Here is a 22,557-nt window from a genome sequence, read left to right as displayed (position 1 = left end):
GCGCCGATGGTAGTGTGGCTCAAGCCATGCGAGAGTAGGTCATCGCCAGGGTTTATACCCAAAACCCCGCTGCTCACGCAGCGGGGTTTTTCTTATTAAGTGAAGGCATTGCTTTTCTGGACGCCTTCCGCCCCAAGGGCAAGATCGCGAAGCTGGCGCTGCAAGCGCTGCTGCAACCGTCTCCCTGGTGAAATTAGCGCTGTGGAACCACCCGATCCCATCCCGAACTCGGAAGTGAAACGCAGCTGCGCCGATGGTAGTGTGGCTCAAGCCATGCGAGAGTAGGTCATCGCCAGGGTTTACACCCAAAACCCCGCTGCTCACGCAGCGGGGTTTTTCTTTGTGCGCAGGAAATGCGGATAGCGCCGGCCGCGGGCCGGTCACCCGATGGCATTACATCGGCCGGTAGATCCACGCCATGCGTGGATGCCCCCTGCGAGTAGCCACGGCGCAAACCAAGCGTGGCCACTACCAACAGCAGGCCCGCACGGCGATCGTTTGCCGGGTAGATCTACGCGATGCGTGGATGCTCTCAGGGCGGGACCCAGGCGCCAACCAAGGTTGGCAGCTACCCATCGTTTGCCGGCCAGCGGCCGGCACTACCCGTAGATCCGCGCCGTGCAGGGATGCTCTCTGCGTGACCCATCACGCAGATCACGCATAAAAAGACGGCGCCCTGCGGGCGCCGTCCTGATCAGACTCGAATGAAAGGCCCGGGTCAGGCGGCCTGCGAGACCTCGTGCGGTTCCTGCTGGCGGAATACCGAGACTGCTTCGGTCAGCGTCCCCGCCTGCGACTGCAGCTCACGTGCGGCAGCGGTGGCTTCTTCCACCAGCGCCGCGTTCTGCTGCGTGGCCTGATCCATCTGCACCACGGTCTGGTTGATCTGCTCGATACCGATCGACTGCTCCTGCGACGCTGCAGAAATCTCGCGCATCAGGTGGCTGACATCCTCCACGCCGCCGACAATGCCCTGCATGCGCTGGCCGGCGTCGGCCACCAGCTGGGCACCTTCACCCACCTGCCGGCCTGCTTCGTCGATCAGCTTCTTGATCTCCTGTGCGGCCGCCGCCGAACGCTGTGCCAGCACGCGTACTTCGCTGGCCACCACGGCAAAGCCTCGGCCCTGCTCGCCGGCGCGCGCCGCCTCCACCGCTGCGTTCAACGCCAGGATATTGGTCTGGAAGGCAATGCCATCGATGACGCCGGTGATGTCGCCGATCCGCTTCGAGGCGCCTTCGATGGCCTGCATGGTATCGACCACCCGCTGCATGGCCGTATTGCCGTCACTGGCAGCGCTCTGCGTGGAGGCCGCCAATGCACTGGCCTCACGCGCATGGGCGGCGTTCTGGCGCACGGTGGCGGTCAGTTCCTCCATCGATGCTGCGGTCTCCTGCAGGTGCGCCGCCTGGCGCTCGCTGCGCTCGGACAACGCGCCGTTGCCGGCGGCAATCTCGCTGGCGGCGGTACTGATCGACGCCGCACATTCCTGGATGCGACCGACCATGCGTGCCAACTGCCGGGCCGTGGCATTGGCATCGCGCTGGATGGCAGCGAAGGCGCCGTGATAATCCCCGCGCATGCGCCGATCCAGATCGCCGTTGGCCAGTGCCGAGAGCATCTGCCGCACGTCGTTGACGGTGCTGCCGAGCGTATCGAGCAGCTGGTTGATGCCACCGGTCAGCCCATCGAGGAAGCTGACACCTTCAGTGGCCTGCAGGCGCTGGTCGAGGTCACCGGCCGCTGCCGCTGCGACGATGCCGGCCACGGCGTTCTCCAGCGCGAGCTCATGGGTGCGGTCATGCCACTCCACGGCGAAGCCCAGGCGCACGCCCTGCGCGTCGAACACCGGGGTGACCACCTGCGCGAAGTGTACCGGGCCGATCTGCACCTTGCCGTTGTGCGTGACCTGCAGACCGTTGAGGATCGCGCGGATGCGGTCCGGGTTGGCGTGGAAGCGATGGATGCTGCTGCCGACCAGGCGCTCGGCGTCGAAATCGGGGAAGGCCTGTCGCAACGTCGCCTGCTGGTTGCGCAGCAGTGCGACCACCGAGCGGTTCACATAGCGGATCACATGGTCGTTGTCGGCGATCATCATCGCGGTGCGCGAGGCATCCAGCGCCTGGCGGATCTGCGCGTTCTCGGCATGCGACGCGGCCTCGCGTCCACGCTGGGCCTGCACGTGGCGTGCAGTGTCGGCCAGGGCGTGGGCCAGTGAACCCGGCGCATAGGCGCCGGTATCGGCATGCGCGCCAAGATCGGCACCGGTGGCGATATCGCGTGCCAGCGCAGCAAGCCGACGCGGGCCGTGACCCAGGGCCTCGGTCTGCTGCCGAAGGCGCAGTGCGACCTGGCCGAGGAACAGGGTCAGGGCTGCGAACATGCCGGCCTGCAGCACCGTTGGCCACAGCGCGGCATCGCCCTGCAACGGTACCAGCAGGGCGAGCGTACCGACGCCACCGGCCAGCCACACCGGAAGGCGATCGCGGTGCCCCAGCAGCACGCCCAGCAACAGCGCAATCGGCAAGGCCGGTGACAGGCTGACGATCGCGCACAACACGGCCAGCTGCAGCGACAACAGCAGTGCCAGACCGTTGCGGGCGACGGCTCGGCCTGCCTGCAGTCCGCCCAACCAGGCGGCTGGCAGCACGGCGACGGACGCCAACGCGGCGGCCTGCACCTGCGGACCACGCAGGGCCAGCACCAGGCCAGCCAGGGCCAGTGCCGCGCTGCCGATCAGCAGGCGGCGGTCAGCGTGGCGGGCGAGCTGCTGCAGATGCGGCAGGCGGGCGGTATCGGGGGGGCGGGAGGATGCAACGGACATCGGCGACTCCTGGATCAGCAAACGACAACGGCCACGCCGCGGCGCACGCAGGAGTGCGTGACCAGGGCGCGAGCCGGGAATTCAGGGAATGCGACGCGATCAGCGACGCGGAGACGGGACACCGTGGCCACATCCTGTGGGTGACGGTGCAGCAGAGCGGGCATGCGGACTTCCTTGCAGAACCAGACACACGCCGCAGGCCCGACCGGACCTGCGTGCTGCGGACGCAGGGGCCCGCAACTGATGTATCGGCCGCAGACGCGCGGAGTGAAGCGCGCCGGTGCCTTCGCTCAGCCTGCGTTGTCGTTGTTGAAGAAGCGCAGGATCACGTCTGCGATCTGTTCCGGATCTTCCATGTGCAGGTGATGGTTGCCGGCAAACACCGCAAGACGGCCATCGCGCAGATGCCGCAGGCGATCGCTGCGCATCGGTTCGGGATAGTACGACTGTGCCGGCGTGGCATAGATCACCTGCGTCGGGCAGGCGATGGCCTGCAGCAGGTTGTCGATCTGGCCTTCGCTGAGGCGGATCGCAGTGGGCAGCATCAGGCGCGGGTCGCTGCACCAGCGGTAGCCGCCTTCGACCGGCTCCACGCCGCGCTCGACCAGCAGCCGTGCACAGCGCTCGCTGAGCTGGTTGGTCATCATCCGCGCGCGGATCGGCGCGGCGAGGTCGGGGAACACGCGGAGCTGCTTGCGCGCCAGCCCACGCGTGGCATTCACATGCTCGCGCAGGCGGTTGGCGGTCTCTTCTTCGGGACCACGCAGGCCGCCGAGTGCTTCGATCGCCACCAGCCGTTCCACCCGGTCGCTGACCGAGGCGGTGAGGCTGGCGATGCCGGCGCCCATCGAATGGCCGAGCAGGCTGAAACGGTCCCAGCCCAGTGCATCGGCCACATCGAGCACGTGGCAGATCGCGGCGGCCGTGGTGTAGCTGGCACCGGCCGGCAGATGTGCACTGTGGCCATGACCGGGCAAATCGATCGCCACCAATTGCAGCGACGACAGATGCGGCGCCAGCGGCACGAAGCTGGCCGCGTTGTCGAGCCAGCCGTGCAGGGCCAGCACGCGCGGGCCATCGCCGTGATTGCGCAGGCCGGCGACGCGCGCGCCACCGACCTCCAGTTCAAACGGTTGCAGACTCATGCCAGCGAGGCCACGGCCAGCCGCGCCAGGGCGCGAGCGTGTTCCGGTTCGGCGTTGAGGCAGGGGATGTAGCGCATCGTTGCGCCGCGCTCGGCCAGCGTTTCGGTGAAGCCCATGGCGACCTCTTCCAGCGTCTCCAGGCAATCGGTGGCGAAGCCGGGGCACACCACGTCGATCTGCTTCACGCCGGATTCGGCCAGCGCCCACAGGCTGGGCTCGGCATAGGGCTGCAGCCAGCGCTCGCGGCCGAAACGCGACTGGTAACCCATCTGCCACTCGTCCCTGCCCAGGCCCAGTGCCTTGGCGATGGCCTGCGCACTGGCCTCGCAGCGCTGCGGATACGGATCGCCGGCATCGGCCAGGCGCTGCGGGATGCCGTGGAAGGAGAACATCAGTTTCTGGCCGCGACCGTGCTGTTCCCAGTAGCGGCGGATCGAGCCGGCAACGGCGTCGACCCAGCCCGGATCGACCGAATAGTCGCGCACCAGGCTCACCGTCACGTCCGGATTGCGGCGCTGCCAGGCATCGACGCGATCTTCGACCGAGGCGGTGGTGGTGGTGGAGTACTGCGGATACAGCGGCAGTACTACGATGCGGCGCGCACCGTCGGCCGCCAGGCGGTCGAGCTCGCTGGCCAGCGCCGGTTCGCCATAGCGCATTGCATGGCGAACCTTCAGGGTCGGCAACAGCGCTTGCATGGCTTGGGCCAGCTGGCGCGTATGCACCATCAGCGGAGACCCTTCCGGTAGCCAGACCTGGGCGTACTTGGCCGCTGAACGGCTGCTGCGCAGCGGCAGGATCAGTCCGCGCAGCAGCGGCTGCCACAGCAGTGGCGGGATCGCGACCACGCGGCGGTCGGACAGGAATTCAGCCAGGTAACGGCGTACGGCGGGGGCCGTCGGCGTCTCGGGCGTGCCTAGGTTGACCGCCAGCACGGCGGTATCGGGTGCGTCGAGCATGGGGTGCATTGTCGCCGATCCGGTGTCGCGCCGGGATGCAGGGTTCGGATTGCAGGCATAGCGGGCATCTATGTGAGCGGGGAGCGCTCATTGGCGATTCATGACAACACTACTAATTTCAGTCACTTGCTATATCTTCCTATGGACTGACTTCTGGAGCCTGCCATGCGTCGCCCGATCCAAGCCCTGCTGATCGCCGCCAGCCTGCTGTCCAGCCAGGCCATGGCCGGACCGCAGGAAGACCAGCGTGCGCGCAATGCCGTGCGCGTGCTGGCTGAAATCCAGGAAATCCCTGAACAGGGCATTCCGGATAAATTGCTCGACGAAGGCCGCGCGGTCATCGTCATTCCCGACACGATCAAGGCCGGTCTGGTCATTGGCGGTCGTCGTGGTCACGGCCTGATGTCGGTGCGCATGCCCAATGGCGCCTGGTCGAACCCGGTATTCGTGAAGCTCACGGGCGGCAGCATCGGCTTCCAGGCTGGCGTGCAGTCTTCCGACGTGGTGCTGGTGTTCCGCAACGACCGCAGCCTGGACAATCTGGTCAACGGCAAGTTCACGCTGGGCGCCGATGCGGGTGTCGCCGCCGGCCCGGTCGGCCGCAATGCCGCCGCTGCCACAGACGGCCAGCTGAAGGCCGAGATCTGGTCCTGGTCGCGCGCCCGCGGCCTGTTCGCCGGCGTCGCGCTGGATGGCGCGGTGCTGCAGATCGACGATGCCGCCAATCTGGACGCCTACGGCAGCAACACCACGCCGCGCATGATCTTCGAAGGTCGCGCCGTCGGTTCCCCGTCGATGGACGTGGTCGCCTTCCGCGATCGCCTGGAAGAGGCTACCTACGCCGCCCGCAACAACCGCAACGGCAATGGTGGCAACGCGCCGCGTCCGGCGCCGGTCCCGGCGGCAGCTCCTGCGCCTGTTCAGGCAGCGCCGGCCGCCCCCGCCGAAGCCACCACTGCGCCGCTGCAGAACGTGCCGCAGACCCCGCCGCCGCCGCAGCAGGGCTTCCAGCCGGTCAACGACGGCGAAATCCGCACGGAAACGCTGGGCGGAAACTGACTTTCGTCACGCGCGCCGGCTAACACCCGGTGCGCTATGCTCGACAGCCTGATCACTAACGTAACGAGCGTCTTTATGGGCAGTTTCAGCATCTGGCATTGGTTGGTCGTGCTGGCCATCGTCCTGCTGGTGTTCGGCACCAAGCGCCTGACCAGCGGCGCCAAGGACCTCGGTTCGGCGGTCAAGGAATTCAAGAAGGGCATGCGCGACGAAGACAAGCCGAACGCGCAGCTGGGCGATGAGTCGCGCAGCCAGGACGCCTCGCGCACCGCGCAGGACGAGCACGACCGTAACGCTCGCTGATCCGGAGCGGTCGCGGTGTTTGATATCGGCTTCAGCGAACTGCTGGTGATTGCAGTGGTCGCCCTGGTGGTGCTCGGTCCCGAGCGCCTGCCCAAGGCGGCCCGCTTCGCCGGCCTGTGGGTGCGTCGTGCCCGCAATCAGTGGGATTCGGTGAAACAGGAACTGGAACGCGAACTGCAGGCCGAGGACATCAAGCGGCAGATGCAGGACGTGCGCCAGGGCATGCAGGACACCGAGAACCAGCTGCGCGCCAGTGGTGAAGCGATCCGTCGCGAAGCCCAGCAGGCGCAGCAGCAGGGCGATACGCTGGCGCAGGAGGTACGTTCACCGGCGCCTGCGGATCTGCCGCCGCACATGGGTGCCGCGCCCGACGCGGTTGAACCGACGCAGGACGGTGGTGCCGCCGAGCCGGTTTCCGCTGCGCCCGCTGAAGCCGGTACGCCGCCGCCGGCGCAGAGCACGGAGCGCCAGCCATGAGTGAACAGGATTTCGGCGAAAGCTCGCTGGTTGAACATCTGGTGGAACTGCGCGGCCGCCTGGTGCGCGCGTTGCTGGGCCTGGGCGTGGTACTGCTGGCGCTGCTGCCGTTCACCCAGAAGCTCTACAACGCGCTGGCCGAACCGCTGGTCTCGCAGCTGCCGAACGGGCAGACGATGATCGCCACCAACCCGGCCGGCGCCTTCTTCGCACCGCTGAAACTGACCTTCTTCGTCGCCCTGTTCGTGGCGGTGCCGTGGCTGCTGTACCAGTTGTGGGCGTTTGTCGCTCCAGGTCTGTACGCGCGTGAGAAACGCTTGGCGGTACCGTTGCTGGTGTCGTCGGTGCTGCTGTTCTATATCGGTTGCGCTTTTGCCTACTTCCTGGTGCTGCCGGCGGTGTTCCACTTCCTCACCACCTTCAGCCCGGACGTGATCGCGATCACCCCGGATGCGAACGCCTACCTGGACTTCGTGCTGGCGATCTTCTTCGCCTTCGGCGGCAGCTTCGAACTGCCGGTGGCGATGGTGATCCTGGTGCTGCTGGGCTGGGTGACGCCGCAGCAGTTCAAGGAAGGCCGCGGTTACGCGATCGTCGGCATCTTCGTGCTGGCCGCAGTGCTCACCCCGCCGGACGTGGTCTCGCAGCTGATGCTGGCGATTCCGATGTGCCTGCTCTACGAGCTGGGCATCCACGCCGCACGCTGGCTGGTGCCGTCGTCGGTAGTGAAGAAGCCCGCTGCCTGAAAAAAGGGGACGGAGGGGATTAAGTCGTTTGTGCCACTGTGCGGCTAACGACTTAATCCCCTCCGTCCCCTTTTTCGTCAGGCGTGGAACACGTCGCTCGAGGTTGGCGTGGTCGGAATCGGAGGCGCTGCGCGGCTGCCGCGGTGCACGAACATCTGCTTCCAGGCGGCGTAGACCGCGCCGACATACAGCGGCATCAGCACCGTGGTCAGCACCAGCTGGGCGATGAAGGCCGCAGCCAGCGGGCCGCCGACCAGCATCGCGATCTGGATCACGATCACGAACAGGATGTACATGCAGAACGCAGCGATCAGGCCGAGCGCTGCGAACACGATCATCGCGCCGATGTTCTCGATGCAGCCCTGCAGGCTCAGGCGCAGCGCGTGCATGCCGCTCTGCTTGTCGAACACCACCAGCGCCGGCTGGGTGAACATTGCCAGCGACAGCGCCACCGCGCTCAGGAATACCAGCAGCATCCACAGCGCGATGCGCTTGGCCGGCAGGTTGGCGACCAGCGCGGCGGCATCGTCCGGCTTGATCTGCTGGCCACTGCGGCTGATCTCTTCCATCTTGGTCATGACCTCGCTGAAGGCGGTGAAGCCCTCGCGGCCGATCATCAGGAACAGCAGCGCGCCCAGCAGCAGTACCGCCAGCACCTGGATCGCCAGCGGCACCAGCAGGTGGCTGACGCGGTGGTCGCGGATCGGCTGCAGCAGGTGCGAGGCCAGGCCCGGGCGGCCTTCGTCGATCTCGCCCACGGCGTACAACATGCCGCCGAACATGATCGGCGAGATGGCCAGGGTCATCAGCTGCACGGCCATGCCGGCAGCGCCGGGAATCAGCGTCGACAGCAGCGTCACCACCCAGCTCACCAGCAGCCAGGCCAGGCCGATCCGGGCCAGCTGCAGCGGCGCGCGCCGGTACAGCGAGAACGTATCCAGCAACCACTGGGCGCCCGCCGAAGCCGGCAGCTTGCGAATCTCTTTCATGGACATCCGGGAAGGACAGGAGGGGGCCGGGCGGCTGCCCGTGCCGCCGATTATCCCTGTTTTGCCACCGGCTGGGCTGAAGACAGCCGCGCCTGGCGGACGAAGCGGCGCAACAGCTGGCGGGCCAGCGGTGCGGCGCTGACCGCGCGCTCGATGCTGCGGGCGCAGCCGCCGTGGCGACCGATGCAGTCGGCGCGGGCGCGTACGTAGCCGCGCATGTGGTGGGTGGCGAACTCCGGATGGAACTGCACGCCCCAGGCCTGGCGGCCCCAGCGGAAGGCGTGGCAGCCATCCAGCGGTGAGCGTGCCAGCACTTGGGCGCCATCGGGTGCGCGCAGCACGGTCTGCAGGTGGGTGGCGTGAGCGGCGAAGTGCTGCGGCAGGCCCTGGAACAGCGGGTCCTGCGCGGCCTGCGGCTGCAGTTCCAACTCGATCGTGCCGGACTCACGGCCGGCCGGGTTGTAGGCCACCTCGCCTCCCAGCGCGTGCGCCAGCAGCTGGTGGCCGTAGCAGATGCCGAACACCGGCAGGTCCGCGTGGGCGGTCTGGCGCAGCCATGCGGCGCTGCGCTCGCTCCATTCGGCGTGGTCGGTGACGAAGGCGGCCGAGCCGGTCACCAGTACGCCAGCGAAGGCATGCGGGTCGGGCAGGGCGCCACCGTGTTCGACATCAACCACCACCGTCTCGTGTTCTTCCAGCCCGGCGGCGACGCGGATCCAGTGCGGAAAGCGCCCGTAGCGGCGCAGCGACGGTACCGGGCGGCCGGTTTCAAGAATCAGGAACGGGGCTGGGTTCATCCGGGGGCGGCAGGACTGACAGGACTTCCTCGATTGTAGTCAGCCCCTGCGCCACCTTTTCAAGCCCGGCCTGGCGCAGGGTTCGCAGCCCTTCAGCCCGTGCGGCCCGGCTGAAACCGGCCAGATCCATGTCGGCGCGGATCTGCCCGCGCAGCCGCGAGCCCAATGGCAGCAACTCATACAGGCCGATGCGGCCAAGGAATCCGGTGCGCCGGCACTCCAGGCAACCGACCGGCCGACAGGGCGTGGCGGCATCTGGATATGCAGCATGGCTATCAGCCAGCACCGCCCAATCGGCGGCGCCGAGGCTGTGTGGCTGCTTGCAGTGCGGGCACAGCGTGCGCACCAGGCGCTGGGCGAGGATGCCGTTGAGGGTGCTGGCCAGCAGGTAGTGCGGTACGCCCAGGTCGAGCAGGCGGGTGACCGCCGAGGGCGCGTCATTGGTATGCAGGGTGGACAGCACCAGGTGGCCGGTCAGTGAGGCCTGCACCGCCATCTGTGCGGTCTCCAGGTCGCGGATCTCGCCGATCATGATGATGTCCGGGTCCTGCCGCAGCAGAGTGCGCACGCCGCTGGCGAAGTCCAGATCGATGTTGGTCTGCACCTGCATCTGGTTGAACTCGGGCGCGATCATCTCGATCGGGTCCTCCACCGTGCACACGTTCACGTCCGGCGTGGCCAGCCGCTTCAGCGTGGAATACAGGGTGGTGGTCTTGCCCGAGCCGGTCGGGCCGGTCACCAGCACGATGCCGTGCGGGCGCTCGACCAGCGCATTCCAGCCGGCCGCCTCCTGTGGGCTGAAGCCGAGCTGGTCGATGCTCTTGAAGGCGGCATCGGGGTCGAAGATGCGCATCACGCACTTCTCGCCGAAGGCGGTGGGCATGGTCGACAGGCGCATCTCGACCTCGCGGCCGCCCGGCGAGCGGGTCTTGATGCGGCCGTCCTGCGGGCGCCGGCGCTCGGCCAGGTCCATGCGGCCGAGCACCTTGATACGGCTGACCACCGCGGTCATCACCGCCGGTGGCACCTCGAACACCTTGTGCAGCACGCCGTCGATGCGGAAGCGCATGCGCCCCATCTCGCGGCGCGGTTCCAGGTGGATGTCCGAAGCGCGTTGCTCATAGGCGTACTGCAGCAGCCAGTCGACGATGTGCACGATGTGCTGGTCGTCGGCGTTGACATCGCCGGTGCGGCCCAGCTCCACCAGCTGCTCGAAGCTGGGCAGGGTGGTGTTGGCCTCGCCACGCACGTCGCCACGGGCGCCGCGTACCGAGCGGGTCACCCCGTAGAACTCCATGGTGTAGCGATGCAGGTCCAGCGGGTTGACCACCGCCAGCTCGATGCGGCGGCGGGTCAGGTGCTGCAGGTCACGACGCCATTCCTGCGCCAGCGGCTCGCTGGTGGCTACCAGCACGCGCTCGGCATCCACCGCCAATGGCAGGAAGCGGTGGCGGCGGGCGTAGGCATGCGACACCAGCGCGGTCACCGCAGCGACGTCGACCCGGGTCGGGTCGATGCGCAGGTAGCGGCTGCCGGTACGCTGGGCCAGCCACTCGGTGAGGCGTTCCAGGGTCAGTTCGCCGCCGCCGGTGGCGGCCAGCTTGAGGTTGGACAGCAGTACCAGCGGATGCACTTCGCTGGCATTGCGCGCGCCCTGTGCGGAAAACCGCATGCGTTCGCGGTCCTGTTCGGCCACCAGGCCATCGGCGACCAGGGCTGCGGCAATCTGCTCGAACTGCAGCCGTCCCCAGGGCAGCGCGACGCCGCCCGCTTCGCCGGGCGTGCCGACCGGCAGCCGATGTTCCATCTGCCTGCTCCTCCCGGGTACGGAATGCCCCGCAGGTCGGCCGTTATACTAACGCACCCCCTTGCCGGCCAAGACTCGTACGCATGTCCGCGACCCCGACCGTTCCGATCACCTTCCAGGGCCTGATCCAGACCCTGAACCAGTTCTGGGCCCAGCAGGGCTGCGTGCTCATCCAGCCGCTCGACCTGGAGGTGGGCGCCGGTACCTTCCACCCGGCCACCTTCCTGCGTGCGATCGGTCCGGAAAGCTGGAATGCGGCCTACGTACAGCCCTCGCGCCGCCCGACCGACGGCCGCTACGGCGAGAACCCGAACCGCCTGCAGCGCTACTACCAGTATCAGGTGGCGATGAAGCCGGCGCCGGACAACATCCAGCAGCTGTACCTGGATTCGCTGAAGGCACTGGGCATCGACCCGCTGGTGCACGACCTGCGCTTCGTCGAGGACAACTGGGAATCGCCGACGCTGGGCGCCTGGGGCCTGGGCTGGGAAGTCTGGCTCAACGGCATGGAGGTGACCCAGTTCACCTACTTCCAGCAGGCCGGTGGCCTGGAATGCCGCCCGGTGCTGGGCGAGATCACCTATGGTCTCGAGCGCCTGTGCATGTACCTGCAGAACTGCGACAACGTCTACGACCTGGTCTGGACCTATGGCCCGGACGGCCAGCCGGTGACCTACGGTGACGTCTACCACCAGAACGAGGTGGAGCAGAGCACCTACAACTTCGAATACGCCGACGTGGAAGAGATGTTCCACCGTTTCGACGCCTGCGAGCGTGAAGCGCAGAAGCTGGTGGAAGTGAACCTGCCGCTGCCGGCCTACGAGCAGGTGATGAAGGCCAGCCACACCTTCAACCTGCTCGATGCGCGCCGCGCGATCAGCGTGACCGAGCGCCAGCGCTACATCCTGCGCGTGCGCGCGCTGGCCCAGTCGGTGGCCAAGGCGTACTACGAGCAGCGCGAGAAGCTGGGCTTCCCGGGCGCGAAGAAGGCCTGACGGCCGCTCTCCCCCTTACTCCGGGGCGCCGGACGCGTCGCGCGCTGCGCCCCCACCACAGGATTGAAACGATGAGCCAATTGTCCCCCCTGCTGATCGAACTGGGCACCGAGGAGCTGCCGGTCAAGGCGCTGCCGGGCCTGGCCCAGGCGTTCTTCGACGGTGTCGTCGAAGGCCTGCGCAAGCGCGGCGTCGCGCTGGAACTGGGTGATGCACGCCCGCTGTCGACTCCGCGCCGCCTGGCCGTGCTGTTGCCGGGCGTCGGTCTGGAACAGCCGGAGCAGCGCAGCGAAGTGCTGGGCCCGTACCTGAACATCGCGCTGGACGCCGAAGGCCAGCCGACCAAGGCCCTGCAGGGCTTCGCCGCCAAGGCCGGGATCGACTGGACCGCGCTGGAGAAGACCACCGACAACAAGGGTGAGCGTTTCGTGCACCGTGCGGTGACCCCGGGCGCGACCACCGCCAGCCTGCTGCCGGAGATCCTGCGCGAGGCGATTGCGGCGATGCCGATTCCCAAGCCGATGCGCTGGGGCGACCACGCCTGGGGCTTCGCGCGCCCGGCGCACTGGCTGGTGCTGCTGCACGGTGCCAACGTGGTCGAAGCCGAGCTGTTCGGCCTGCAGGCCGGCCGCGTCAGCCGTGGCCATCGCTTCCACCACGACCAGGCGGTGTCGCTGGCGCAGCCGCAGGACTACGTTGAAGCGCTGCGCGCCGCGTTCGTGCTGGTCGACCCGAGCGAGCGCCGCGCGCGCATCGTCGCCGAGGTCGAGGCCGCTGCGGCCAAGGCCGGTGGCAGCGCCCGCATCACCGAAGACAACCTGGAGCAGGTGGTGAACCTGGTCGAGTGGCCGTCGGCGGTGCTGTGCAGCTTCGAACGTGCGTTCCTGGCGGTGCCGCAGGAAGCGCTGATCGAGACGATGGAGATCAACCAGAAATTCTTCCCGGTGCTGGATGACAGCGGCAAGCTGACCGAGCAGTTCATCGGCATCGCCAACATCGAATCGAAGGACGTGGCCGAAGTGGCCAAGGGCTACGAGCGCGTGATCCGCCCGCGCTTCGCCGATGCCAAGTTCTTCTTCGACGAGGACCTGAAGCAGGGCCTGGTGTCGATGGGCGACGGCCTGAAGACGGTGACCTACCAGGCCAAGCTGGGCAGCGTGGCCGACAAGGTGGCGCGCGTGGCCGCCCTGGCCGAAGTGATCGCGCCGCAGGTCGGCGCCGATCCGGCGCAGGCCAGGCGCGCCGCCGAGCTGGCCAAGAACGACCTGCAGTCGCGCATGGTCAACGAATTCCCGGAACTGCAGGGCATCGCGGGTCGCCACTACGCTGTGACCGGTGGTGAATCGGCCGATGTGGCGCTGGCCATCGACGAGGCCTACCAGCCGCGCTTTGGTGGCGATGACATCGCACTGTCGCCGCTGGGCAAGGTGCTGGCCATTGCTGAACGCGTGGACACGCTGGCCGGCGGTTTCGCCGCGGGCCTGAAGCCGACCGGCAACAAGGACCCGTTCGCCCTGCGCCGCAACGCGCTGGGCCTGGCCCGTACGATCATCGAAAGCGGCTTCGAACTGGACCTGCGCGCGCTGCTGGCCAGCGCCAACGCCGGCCTGGCCGCGCGCAACGTGCAGGCCGATGTCGGCGAACTGTACGACTTCATCCTCGACCGCCTGAAGGGCTACTACGCTGACAAGGGCGTGCCGGCCACGCACTTCAACGCCGTGGCCGAGCTGAAGCCGGCCTCGCTGTACGACTTCGACCGCCGCCTGGATGCGATCGGCACCTTCGCCGCGCTGCCGGAAGCCGAAGCACTGGCAGCGGCCAACAAGCGCATCCGCAACATCCTGCGCAAGGCCGAGGGCGACATTCCGGCCCAGATCGACCCGGCACTGCTGCAGGAAGATGCCGAGCGCGCGCTGGCTGAGGCGGTCACCGCGGCCATCGACGACACCGGCGCCAGCCTGCAGCACAAGGACTACGTGGCGGTGCTGGCACGCCTGGCCCGCCTGCGCCCGCAGGTTGATGCCTTCTTCGATGGCGTGATGGTCAATGCGGAAGATCCGGCGCTGCGTGGCAACCGCCTGGCGCTGCTGACGATGCTGGGCGAGCGCCTGGGCAAGGTCGCGGCGATCGAGCATCTGTCGAACTGAGATGTGGTGCCAAGCAAGCTTGGCACCCACTGGTAGTGCCGGCGATGTCCATCGGGGTCATTGCCGGCATCGCGCACGATGCCGGCATCCTCGGCTGCGATCACGATGATCGCCACAACGGCGCGTATTTTGACCGCCACTTAACAACCGATCCCCAATGACGTGATGCATTTCGCATCGTCACCTTCGGTCGGTATGCTGTGCCGCATGCAGCCAAAGAAATACGCCCTGCCGCTGATGGTCCTGTCGCTGGCCGCCACCACCGTGGCCCACGCGCGCGGCACCATCGACAAGGTGGACATCAAGGGATTGGACAAGGGCGACGACGCCGCAATCATCGAGAACATCCAGGAATCGCTGTCGCTGTACGACACGATCGGCAAGGAACAGGGCGAATCGCGCCTGGAGTACCTGCTGTCGCAGGCCGAGCGGCAGACCCGCCAGGCACTGGAACCGTTCGGGTACTACAACCCGGTGATCAAGGTCGAGGCGCCGCGCGAGGACGAGCGTGTGCGCGTGCTGATCCACGTTGACAAGGGCACCCCGGTCACCGTGCGCCGCGAGCACATCGATATCACCGGCCCGGCGATGTATGACCAGTACCTGCAGGACGACCTGGCCGCGTTCAAGCCGCGCAAGGGCCAGCGCTTCGTGCATACCCAGTACGAAGCCAGCAAGATCACCATCACCCGCCGCCTGGCCGAGCGTGGTTACTTCGACGCCGACTACACCCAGCGCCAGGTGCAGATCACCCGCGCCGACAATGCGGCCGACATCGACCTGACCTGGGACAGTGGCCGCCGCTACAACATGGGCCCGGTGCGCTTCGAGCAGGATTACTTCGTCGACAAGCTGTTCGATCCGCTGGTGTACTGGGACCAGGGCAGCTACTACCACGAGGGAAAGCTGGATCGCCTGCGGCAGTCGCTGACCAAGCTGGACTACTTCAGCGTGATCGACATCCAGCCGCGCCCCGACCAGGCCGACGAAAACGGCGACGTGCCGGTGGACGTGAAGCTCACCCGCGCCAAGCGCACCATCTACACCGCCGGTCTGAGCTACGGCAGTGAGAGCGGCCCGGGTGTGCGTGGCGGCATCGAGCGGCGGTTCCTGAACAACCGCGGCCACAAGATGAACACGCAGCTGGACTACGCGCAGAAGCGCAAGAGCCTGGTCACCAGCTACCGCATTCCTGCGTTCAACTGGCTCGATGGCTGGTACACCTTTGCCGCCAGCGCCTATGACGAGCAGACCGACTACATCGACCTGCGCAACTTCAAGCTGATTGCCAGCCGCAGCGGCGAGATCAACGAGCACTGGACCGCGATCGCCTCCATCAACGCGCTGCGCGAGCGCTGGCGCTACGCCTCCGGCACCGAGTTCACCAGTGCGGTGTACAACACCTCGACGCTGGTCTACCCGCAGATGGTTGCCGACTACGTCAACGTCGATGACGAGATGTTCCCGCGCAAGGGCATCAGCGGTACGGCGACGATGCGTGCCGGCGTTGAAGGTGCCGGCTCGGACACCAGCTTCGTGCAGGCCAACGCCGTGCTGCGCTGGTACATCCCGGTGGGTGAAAGCAACCGCCTGATCCTGCGCGGCGAAGGTGGCACCACCTGGACCAGTGATCTGGTGGCGATGCCGCCCAGCCTGCGCTACTTCGCCGGTGGTGACCGCAGCATCCGCGGCTATGCCTACCGCGAGGTGGGGCCGCGGACCCCGGCGCCAGACAAGTACGCGCTCGGTGCCAAGAACCTGGTGATCGGCTCGGCCGAGTACGAGCATTATTTCAATGGCGGCCCCTGGGGTGCGGCGGTGTTCGTCGATACCGGCAGCGCCTTCGACAACACCATTGATCTGCACACCGGCGTCGGCTTCGGCGTGCGCTGGAAATCGCCGGTGGGCCCGGTGCGCATCGACGTGGCGCACGGCCTGAACAATCCGGACTCGCAGTTCCAGCTGTACCTGAACATCGGAGCGGACCTGTGAGCACGCCCGCACCGACCCCGAACACGCCGCCACCGCGCGTGCGTTTCTATCGCCGCCGCCGCTTCTGGGCATGGTCCGGCATCGGCGTGATCGGCCTGGTACTGCTGGCCCTGCTGGCGGTCTACTGGCTGCTGCAGACCGTGGCCGGCCGTGATGTGCTGCTGGCACAGGTGGTCGCACGGCTGCCGGTGGGCGCCAGCTTCACCTGGGACAAGGTGGACGGCCCGGTGGCCGGCCCGCTGACCCTGTACAACGTCGACTTCCGCTACGACGACATCCATTTCCACGCCGAGCGCGCGCACCTGGAGCCGGACCTGCGCCCGCTGCTGGGTCGCAAGCTGCTGCTGGACAAGCTGGAGCTGACCAACGCGACGCTGAACCTGGCCAAGAGTGACGAGCCGTTCAAGCTGCCGTCGTGGCCCGATTCGCTGCCGCAGATCGAGATGCCGTTGGCCATCCAGGCCGACGTCATCGCCATTGATGGCTTCCGCATCAGCCAGGCCAACGAGCCTGTGATCGACATCAGCCGCGTGCGTGGTGGCATCGAGATCGCCAATGGTGAGTTCCAGGCGCACAAGCTGGTGGTGGACAGCGACATGGGCAACTTCACCGCCCAGGGCCGCTACATCCCGGCCAAGGACTACGACACCGATGTGACCGTCACCGCGGTGCTGCCTGCTCCACGTGGGCGTACCGCCGCCACTCTGGGTCTGGTCGCGCGCGGTGACCTGTCGCACATGGAAGTGGCGGTGGCCGGGCGTGCGCCGAAGCCGCTGCATGCCATGCTGGTGTTCGACGGCCGCACCGATCCGAGCTGGAATGCCAGCATCCACAGTGACGAACTGGATCTTTCGCTGTTGTCGCCGGCATTGGCCAGCTCGGCGATCGCGCCGCTGGCGCTGGACTTCACCGCTGCCGGCAAGGGCGGCAACGCCAACCTGCGAGGCAAAGTGAAGCAGGGCGATCAGGAACTGGAGCTGGCACCGTCGGTGGTGTCGCTGCAGGACCAGGTACTGAAGGTCTCGCCGCTGCTGGTGAAGGGCGTTGGTGGCGAAGCCCGGCTGGAGGGCACCGCCGATTTCAGTCAGGAAGACCAGCAGAAGCTCAACTTCTCGGTGGTCGCCCATGATCTGACCTACGTACCGGCACCTGATCCGAACACCGCCGGCAGCGCGCCGGTGCCGGTCACCCTGAAGGAAGCACGCTTCGGTCTGGCCGGTACCCTGAAGGCCTGGGCGGCGATCGGCCGCGCCGAGGTCGAGCGCGAGGCGCAGAAGGCGCAGCTGCAATTCGATGTGCGCGGCAACGATCAGGCCGCATCGATTCACCAGCTGCAGGCGCAGACGCCGGGTGGCCAGCTGCAGGTGGAAGGCCAGGTGGCCTGGGCACCGCAGCTGGACTGGGATGCCAAGGCCACGCTGAAAGATTTCGACCCCGGCTATTTCGTGCCGGGCTGGAACGGTCGTCTGTCCGGCAACCTGGCCTCCAAGGGACGCCAGCTGCCGCCGCCGGCAAACGCGCCGCCGGGTACCGCCGGCACGCTGGAAGCCACCGTCGATCTGCCGTCGCTGAAGGGTGTGCTGCGCCAGCGCAATCTCGACGCGCAGGGCAAGTTCGCGCTGCAGGGCGCGCAGGGCGAGGGCAATCTGAAACTGTCGCTGGGCAGCAGCCGGGTGACCGCTTCGGGCAAGGTCGGTGATCGCCTCGACATCGATGCGCGTTTCGAGCCGCTGCAGCTGAGCGATCTGCTGCCGGGCGCCGATGGCGGCCTGCGTGGCCAGGTACAGGTGAAGGGACCGCGCGATGCGCCGGACATCACCGCCGACCTGGTCGGCAGCAACCTCAACTGGGACGGCTACGGCGCCGAGAGCGTGAGCATCAAGGGCCACCTGCCGTGGCGCGGCGACAGTGGCACGCTGGCGATCCAGGGCCAGCAGGTCAACGCCGGCATGCTGCTGGAACGCTTGAACGTGGATGCGCAGGGCAGTGTGTCCAACCTGCGCCTGGCGGCGCAGACCCGCAACGAGATGGGCGCGATCGAGCTGCAGGGCAGCGTCCGCCAGCAGGGCGCGCAGTGGCGCGGCGAGCTGGCAGCGCTGCGCATCGCACCGGTGAAGGGCGATGCCTGGTCGCTGCGTGCACCGGCGGCGTTCGCGATCAACGGCAGCACTTACACGCTGTCCGAAGCCTGCCTGGCCGCCGCCAGCAGCGGTGCGCTGTGTGCACAGGCCAACTGGCCACGCGAGGGCCTGGTGGTGCGCAGTGATGCGCTGCCGCTGGCGCTGGTGCAGCCGTGGTTGCCGCCGCAGTCCGGCCGTCGCATCTATCTGCGTGGCGATGTCAGCCTGGACGCCCAGATCCGCCCGCGCGGCAATGCCTGGGAAGGCCATGTGGAAGTGCGCTCGAAGGAAGGCGGCGTGCGCCTGGGCGAGAACCGCAACACCGTGGGCGATACCACCCGTGGCGAACTGGTGCGCTATGACCAGTTCTCGCTGAAGCTCGACATGACCCCGGCGAGCATCAAGGGCTATCTGGGCATGGGCTTCCAGGGCAACGGCTTCGTCGACGCGAAGATGCAGACCGGCTGGGAAGCGAGTGCGCCGCTGAACGGCGAGCTCTACCTCAACATGTCACGGCTGTACTGGCTGGAGCTGTTCTCGCCGGACATCGTGCGCCCGACCGGCCTGATCGAAGGCCACGTCAGCCTGCGCGGCACGCGCGGCCAGCCGTCGCTGGGCGGTGATGCGCAGCTGAGCAACTTCAAGGGCGAGTTCCCGGCGCTGGGCCTGACCTTTGACCAGGGCAAGGGCAGCTTCGTCGCCCAGCCCGATGGTTCGGCCAAGATCACTGCGCAGGCCAACTCGGGTCAGGGCACGCTCTATGTCGACGGTGGCCTGTCGTGGTTCGGTGATGCACAGCCGCTGCAGCTGAAGATCCATGGCGAGAACGTGCTGCTGTCCAACACCAGCGAGCTGCGCATCGTCGCCAATCCCAACCTGGACTTCACCCTGGCCAAGGCGGCGATGGAGCTGCGTGGCACCGTGCACGTGCCCGAAGCGGACATCGACATCGAGCGGCTTGACCGCGGCACCTCGGTGTCCGAAGACGTGGTGGTGCTGGACCCGGCCGATCCGGAAGAGTCGCGCACTTCGCCGCTGGATATGGACCTGGTGGTCAGCCTTGGTGACAAGGTGAAGATGACCGGTTTCGGCCTGAAGGGCGCGCTGACCGGCAAGATGCAGGTCTGGGCCAAGCCTGGCCGCGAAATGACCGCCAATGGTGGCCTGGAAGTAAGTGGTCGCTACAAGGCGTACGGGCAGGACCTGACCATCACCCGTGGCAACCTCACCTGGAACTACAACGCGGTGTCCGACCCGCGCGTCAACATCCGCGCCGAGCGCCGGATCGGTGATGTCACCGCCGGCATCGACGTGACCGGGCGTGCGCAGCAACCGCGTGCGGACGTGTGGTCCGATCCGGCGATGTCGCAGTCCGAAGCACTGGCCTACCTGGTGCTGGGCCGCAGCCTGACCGGCGCCAGCAGCGACCAGGCACAGCAGGTGAACGCGGCGTCGGCTGCGTTGTCGGCGGGCAGCGGGCTGCTGGCCTCGCAGCTGGGTGCCAAGCTGGGCCTGGACGATGCCGGCGTAAGCCAGTCGCGCGCGCTGGGCGGCTCGGTGATCGGTGTCGGCAAGTACATCTCGCCCAAGCTGTACGTCGGCTACGGCGTGTCGCTGGTCGGTGCCGGTTCGGTGATTACGCTGAAGTACCTGCTGCGTCGTGGCTTCGACGTGGAAGTGGAGTCGAGCACGGTGGAAAACCGTGGTTCGATCAACTGGCGGCGGGAGAAATAATCCGCCGTGGCATCCCAGTAGAGCCGAGCCATGCTCGGCTTGAGCGCGCAGCGTGGGATGGTGGGGCGGGCAGAAGAGCAGCCGAGCGTGGGCTCGGCTCTACAGGTACGTGCCCCCAACCATCGGCCGTTGCCCCATCGGTCCCCAGCGGCTATGGTCCCGGGCTGTTCTGTCGTACCGGATTGCCTCATGTCGCCACGCAAAGCCCTTCCCACCGCCCTGGCCCTGGGCCTGACCCTGGCCGCCGGTGCCCACGCCGATGAAGGCATGTGGATGCCGACCCAGCTGCCGGACCTGGCCAAGCCGCTGCAGGCCGCTGGCTTCAAGGGCAATCCGGCCGACCTGGCCAATGTCACCGCGCCGCCGCTGAGCGCGGTGGTCCGTGCCGGTGGTGGCACCGGCTCGTTCGTGTCTGCCGACGGCCTGCTGCTGACCAACCACCACGTGGCGATGGGCGTGATCCAGTACAACAGCTCGCCCGAGCACGACCTGATCAATGGCGGCTTCATCGCCAGGGACCGTACCGACGAGCGCCCGGCCAACCCGGACTTCCGCGTGCTGGTCACCGTCGGCTTCGACAAGGTGACCGACCAGGTGCTGGCACAGGCCCGTGGCAAGACCGGCCGTGCCTACTTCGATGCCGTCGATGCGGCCAGCAAGCAGATCGTGGCCGAGTGCGAGAAGGACGGCAGCGTGCGCTGCTCGGTGGCCAACATGTACTACGGCACCGACTTCTACCGCATCGCCCAGCTGGAGCTGAGCGACGTGCGCCTGGTGTACGCGCCGCCGCGTGCGATCGGCAACTACGGCGATGAGATCGACAACTTCATGTGGCCGCGCCACACCGGCGACTTCACTTTGCTGCGCGCCTACGTGGGCAAGGACGGCAAGCCGGCCGCCTACAGCAAGGACAACGTGCCCTACCAGGCGCCGGCACACCTGCAGATGTCGGTGGAAGGCCCGAAGGAGGGCGACTACGCGATGCTGGCCGGTTACCCGGGCATCACCTACCGCCACCGCACCGCGGCCGAGTTCGCCGGTCAGATCGATACCGTGCTGCCGCGCCGCGTGTCGGTGTTCCAGCAGATGATCGACACCATCGAGGCCGCCAGCGCCAAGGACGCGCAGGCGCGCACCCGCTACGCCTCGCAGCTGCAGTCGCTGAAGAACAACCGCAAGCGCGCCGCCGGTGAGCTGGAAGGCTTGCTGCGCAGCGACGCCAAGGCCCAGCGTGCCGCCGACGAAACGGCGATGCTGGCTGCCACCGATCGCAAGTACCAGGGCGATATCAAGGCGCTGCTGGCCAACCTGTCGCAGGGCGCGGCGGTGGGCGAGCGCGACCTGCTGCTGGACCAGATGGCCGCGCAGAGCCAGCTTCTGCGCTCGGCATTGCTGCTGGAACGCCTGCGTATCGAATCGGCCAAGCCGGACGCGCAGCGTGAGAGCGGTTTCCAGCAACGCGATCAGGCGATGATCGAAGGCGTGCTCAAGCAGGTCCAGCGCCGCTACGCGCCGGAGGTCGAGAAGGCGCTGCTGACCACCCTGCTGACCCGCTACCAGCAGCTGCCGGACGCGCAGCGCGTGGCCGAGTTCGACGCGGCCTTCGGCCGTACCCCGCAGCAGCTGGCCACGGCGCTGGATACCCTGTATGCCGGCACCCAGCTGGGTGACGAGGCGCAGCGCCTGTCGCGCTTCGCCGCCGCACGCGAAGGCAAGGCCCTGGCCGCCGATCCGCTGATCGCCGTGGCCGGCCCGCTGGTGGCCGCGCAGCTGCGCATCGAGAACGAGAGCAAGACCCGCGAAGGCGAGCAGCTGCGCCTGCGTCCGGCGTACATGCAGGCGCTGTTCGCCTGGCGTGCCAAGCAGGGCCGCGCGGTGTATCCGGATGCCAACCGCACCCTGCGCATCAGCTACGGCAAGGTCGAGGCGCTGCACCCGCGTGATGGCGTGACCTACTCGCCGGTGACCACTGTGGCCGGTATCGTCGAGAAGAACACCAACGCCTATCCGTTCGATGCACCCAAGCCGTTGCTGGCCGCCATCGCCAAGGGTGACTTCGGCAGCACCGCCGACCCGGCCCTGAAGACCCAGACGGTCAACTTCCTGACCAACCTGGATACCACCGGCGGCAACTCCGGCTCGCCGGTGCTCAATGCCAAGGGCGAACTGATCGGCCTGAACTTCGACAGCAACTGGGAGTCGGTCAGCGCCAGCTGGTGGTTCGACCCGCGCTACAAGCGCGCCGTCCACGTGGACATGCGCTACCTGCGCTGGCTGCTGGCCAAGGTCTACCCGGCGCCCGAGCTGCTGAAGGAAATGGGCGTGCCGGCCCAGTAAGACGCCGGCCACGACCCACGGCCGTGGCCCGCATCGCGTAGGCCCCCACCTTGGTGGGGGTGGTTGCCCCCAACGCGCCCGCACCCCTGGCCACGCCTGGCCTACACTGCGGGTTCTTCCGATGGA

At 67.4% G+C, this 22,557-nt stretch carries 15 protein-coding genes and 1 rRNA gene; 10 read left to right on the top strand and 6 right to left on the bottom strand.

The window, feature by feature from the left end; translation table 11 throughout:
• The first annotated feature begins 183 nt into the window (after positions 1 to 183).
• Positions 184 to 298: ribosomal RNA gene (gene rrf / locus R1H25_RS10130) — 5S ribosomal RNA — on the top strand.
• Between the two features lie 420 nt (positions 299 to 718).
• Here rrf and R1H25_RS10125 read toward each other — a convergent pair.
• The 3 genes from R1H25_RS10125 to hemH all read right to left on the bottom strand — a co-directional run bounded on the left by R1H25_RS10125 (position 719) and on the right by hemH (position 4,928).
• A complete protein-coding gene (locus R1H25_RS10125) occupies positions 719 to 2,824 on the bottom strand; it encodes a methyl-accepting chemotaxis protein (RefSeq protein WP_317223509.1) in 2,106 nt (701 codons plus the stop codon).
• Positions 2,825 to 3,114: 290 nt separating this feature from the next.
• On the bottom strand, positions 3,115 to 3,969 hold the full coding sequence (locus R1H25_RS10120) for an alpha/beta fold hydrolase (RefSeq protein ID WP_088480920.1): 855 nt from the start codon (positions 3,967 to 3,969) through the stop codon (positions 3,115 to 3,117).
• Complete coding sequence (gene hemH / locus R1H25_RS10115; protein ID WP_049443858.1) at positions 3,966 to 4,928, bottom strand: ferrochelatase; 963 nt, start codon at positions 4,926 to 4,928, stop codon at positions 3,966 to 3,968. Before hemH ends, R1H25_RS10120 begins: the two co-directional genes overlap by 4 nt.
• Before the next feature lie 165 nt (positions 4,929 to 5,093).
• Between hemH and R1H25_RS10110 the strand changes: the two genes are divergently transcribed.
• The 4 genes from R1H25_RS10110 (at position 5,094) to tatC (ending at position 7,513) form a co-directional block, all read left to right on the top strand.
• Positions 5,094 to 5,987, top strand: coding sequence for a YSC84-related protein (locus tag R1H25_RS10110; RefSeq protein ID WP_317223508.1), 894 nt, complete (start codon positions 5,094 to 5,096; stop codon positions 5,985 to 5,987).
• 75 nt (positions 5,988 to 6,062) lie between these two features.
• A complete protein-coding gene (gene tatA / locus R1H25_RS10105; RefSeq protein WP_005420453.1) occupies positions 6,063 to 6,290 on the top strand; it encodes a Sec-independent protein translocase subunit TatA in 228 nt (75 codons plus the stop codon).
• 15 nt (positions 6,291 to 6,305) lie between these two features.
• On the top strand, positions 6,306 to 6,767 hold the full coding sequence (gene tatB, locus R1H25_RS10100; protein ID WP_049443852.1) for a Sec-independent protein translocase protein TatB: 462 nt from the start codon (positions 6,306 to 6,308) through the stop codon (positions 6,765 to 6,767).
• On the top strand, positions 6,764 to 7,513 hold the full coding sequence (tatC, locus tag R1H25_RS10095; RefSeq protein ID WP_049403616.1) for a twin-arginine translocase subunit TatC: 750 nt from the start codon (positions 6,764 to 6,766) through the stop codon (positions 7,511 to 7,513). The genes tatB and tatC overlap by 4 nt, the downstream gene beginning before the upstream one ends.
• Before the next feature lie 77 nt (positions 7,514 to 7,590).
• On the opposite strand, the gene R1H25_RS10090 is transcribed toward tatC, so the two are convergent.
• The 3 genes from R1H25_RS10090 to R1H25_RS10080 are packed head-to-tail and all read right to left on the bottom strand — an operon-like array spanning position 7,591 to position 11,106.
• Positions 7,591 to 8,502 carry a BPSS1780 family membrane protein gene (locus R1H25_RS10090; RefSeq protein ID WP_057499371.1) on the bottom strand — a complete coding sequence of 304 codons (912 nt, stop codon included), beginning with the start codon at positions 8,500 to 8,502 and terminating at the stop codon, positions 7,591 to 7,593.
• 50 nt (positions 8,503 to 8,552) lie between these two features.
• Positions 8,553 to 9,299, bottom strand: a complete 747-nt coding sequence (locus R1H25_RS10085; RefSeq protein WP_317223507.1) for a glutamine amidotransferase — start codon at positions 9,297 to 9,299, stop codon at positions 8,553 to 8,555.
• Positions 9,271 to 11,106: an ATPase, T2SS/T4P/T4SS family gene (locus R1H25_RS10080; RefSeq protein ID WP_317223506.1), complete on the bottom strand. Its 1,836-nt coding sequence runs from the start codon at positions 11,104 to 11,106 to the stop codon at positions 9,271 to 9,273. The genes R1H25_RS10085 and R1H25_RS10080 overlap by 29 nt, the downstream gene beginning before the upstream one ends.
• Before the next feature lie 83 nt (positions 11,107 to 11,189).
• Between R1H25_RS10080 and glyQ the strand changes: the two genes are divergently transcribed.
• From glyQ to R1H25_RS10055, 5 genes are all read left to right on the top strand, one after another.
• Positions 11,190 to 12,101 carry a glycine--tRNA ligase subunit alpha gene (gene glyQ, locus R1H25_RS10075; RefSeq protein WP_317223505.1) on the top strand — a complete coding sequence of 304 codons (912 nt, stop codon included), beginning with the start codon at positions 11,190 to 11,192 and terminating at the stop codon, positions 12,099 to 12,101.
• Positions 12,102 to 12,172: 71 nt separating this feature from the next.
• The gene (gene glyS / locus R1H25_RS10070; RefSeq protein WP_317223504.1) at positions 12,173 to 14,248 is read left to right on the top strand and encodes a glycine--tRNA ligase subunit beta; all 2,076 of its coding nucleotides are present in this window, start codon (positions 12,173 to 12,175) and stop codon (positions 14,246 to 14,248) included.
• Positions 14,249 to 14,443: 195 nt separating this feature from the next.
• Positions 14,444 to 16,240 (top strand): autotransporter assembly complex family protein, encoded by a 1,797-nt coding sequence (locus tag R1H25_RS10065; RefSeq protein ID WP_317223512.1) that lies wholly within the window; start codon positions 14,444 to 14,446, stop codon positions 16,238 to 16,240.
• The gene (locus tag R1H25_RS10060) at positions 16,237 to 20,094 is read left to right on the top strand and encodes a translocation/assembly module TamB domain-containing protein (RefSeq protein ID WP_317223503.1); all 3,858 of its coding nucleotides are present in this window, start codon (positions 16,237 to 16,239) and stop codon (positions 20,092 to 20,094) included. Before R1H25_RS10065 ends, R1H25_RS10060 begins: the two co-directional genes overlap by 4 nt.
• A 189-nt stretch (positions 20,095 to 20,283) precedes the next feature.
• Positions 20,284 to 22,431 carry a S46 family peptidase gene (locus tag R1H25_RS10055; RefSeq protein ID WP_317223502.1) on the top strand — a complete coding sequence of 716 codons (2,148 nt, stop codon included), beginning with the start codon at positions 20,284 to 20,286 and terminating at the stop codon, positions 22,429 to 22,431.
• Positions 22,432 to 22,557: the final 126 nt, after the last annotated feature.

Source organism: Stenotrophomonas veracruzanensis (genome assembly GCF_032911525.1).
Classification (GTDB): domain Bacteria; phylum Pseudomonadota; class Gammaproteobacteria; order Xanthomonadales; family Xanthomonadaceae; genus Stenotrophomonas; species Stenotrophomonas africana.
Note: the sequence above shows the minus strand (reverse complement) of the source record. Positions and strands in the feature narration are given on the sequence as shown.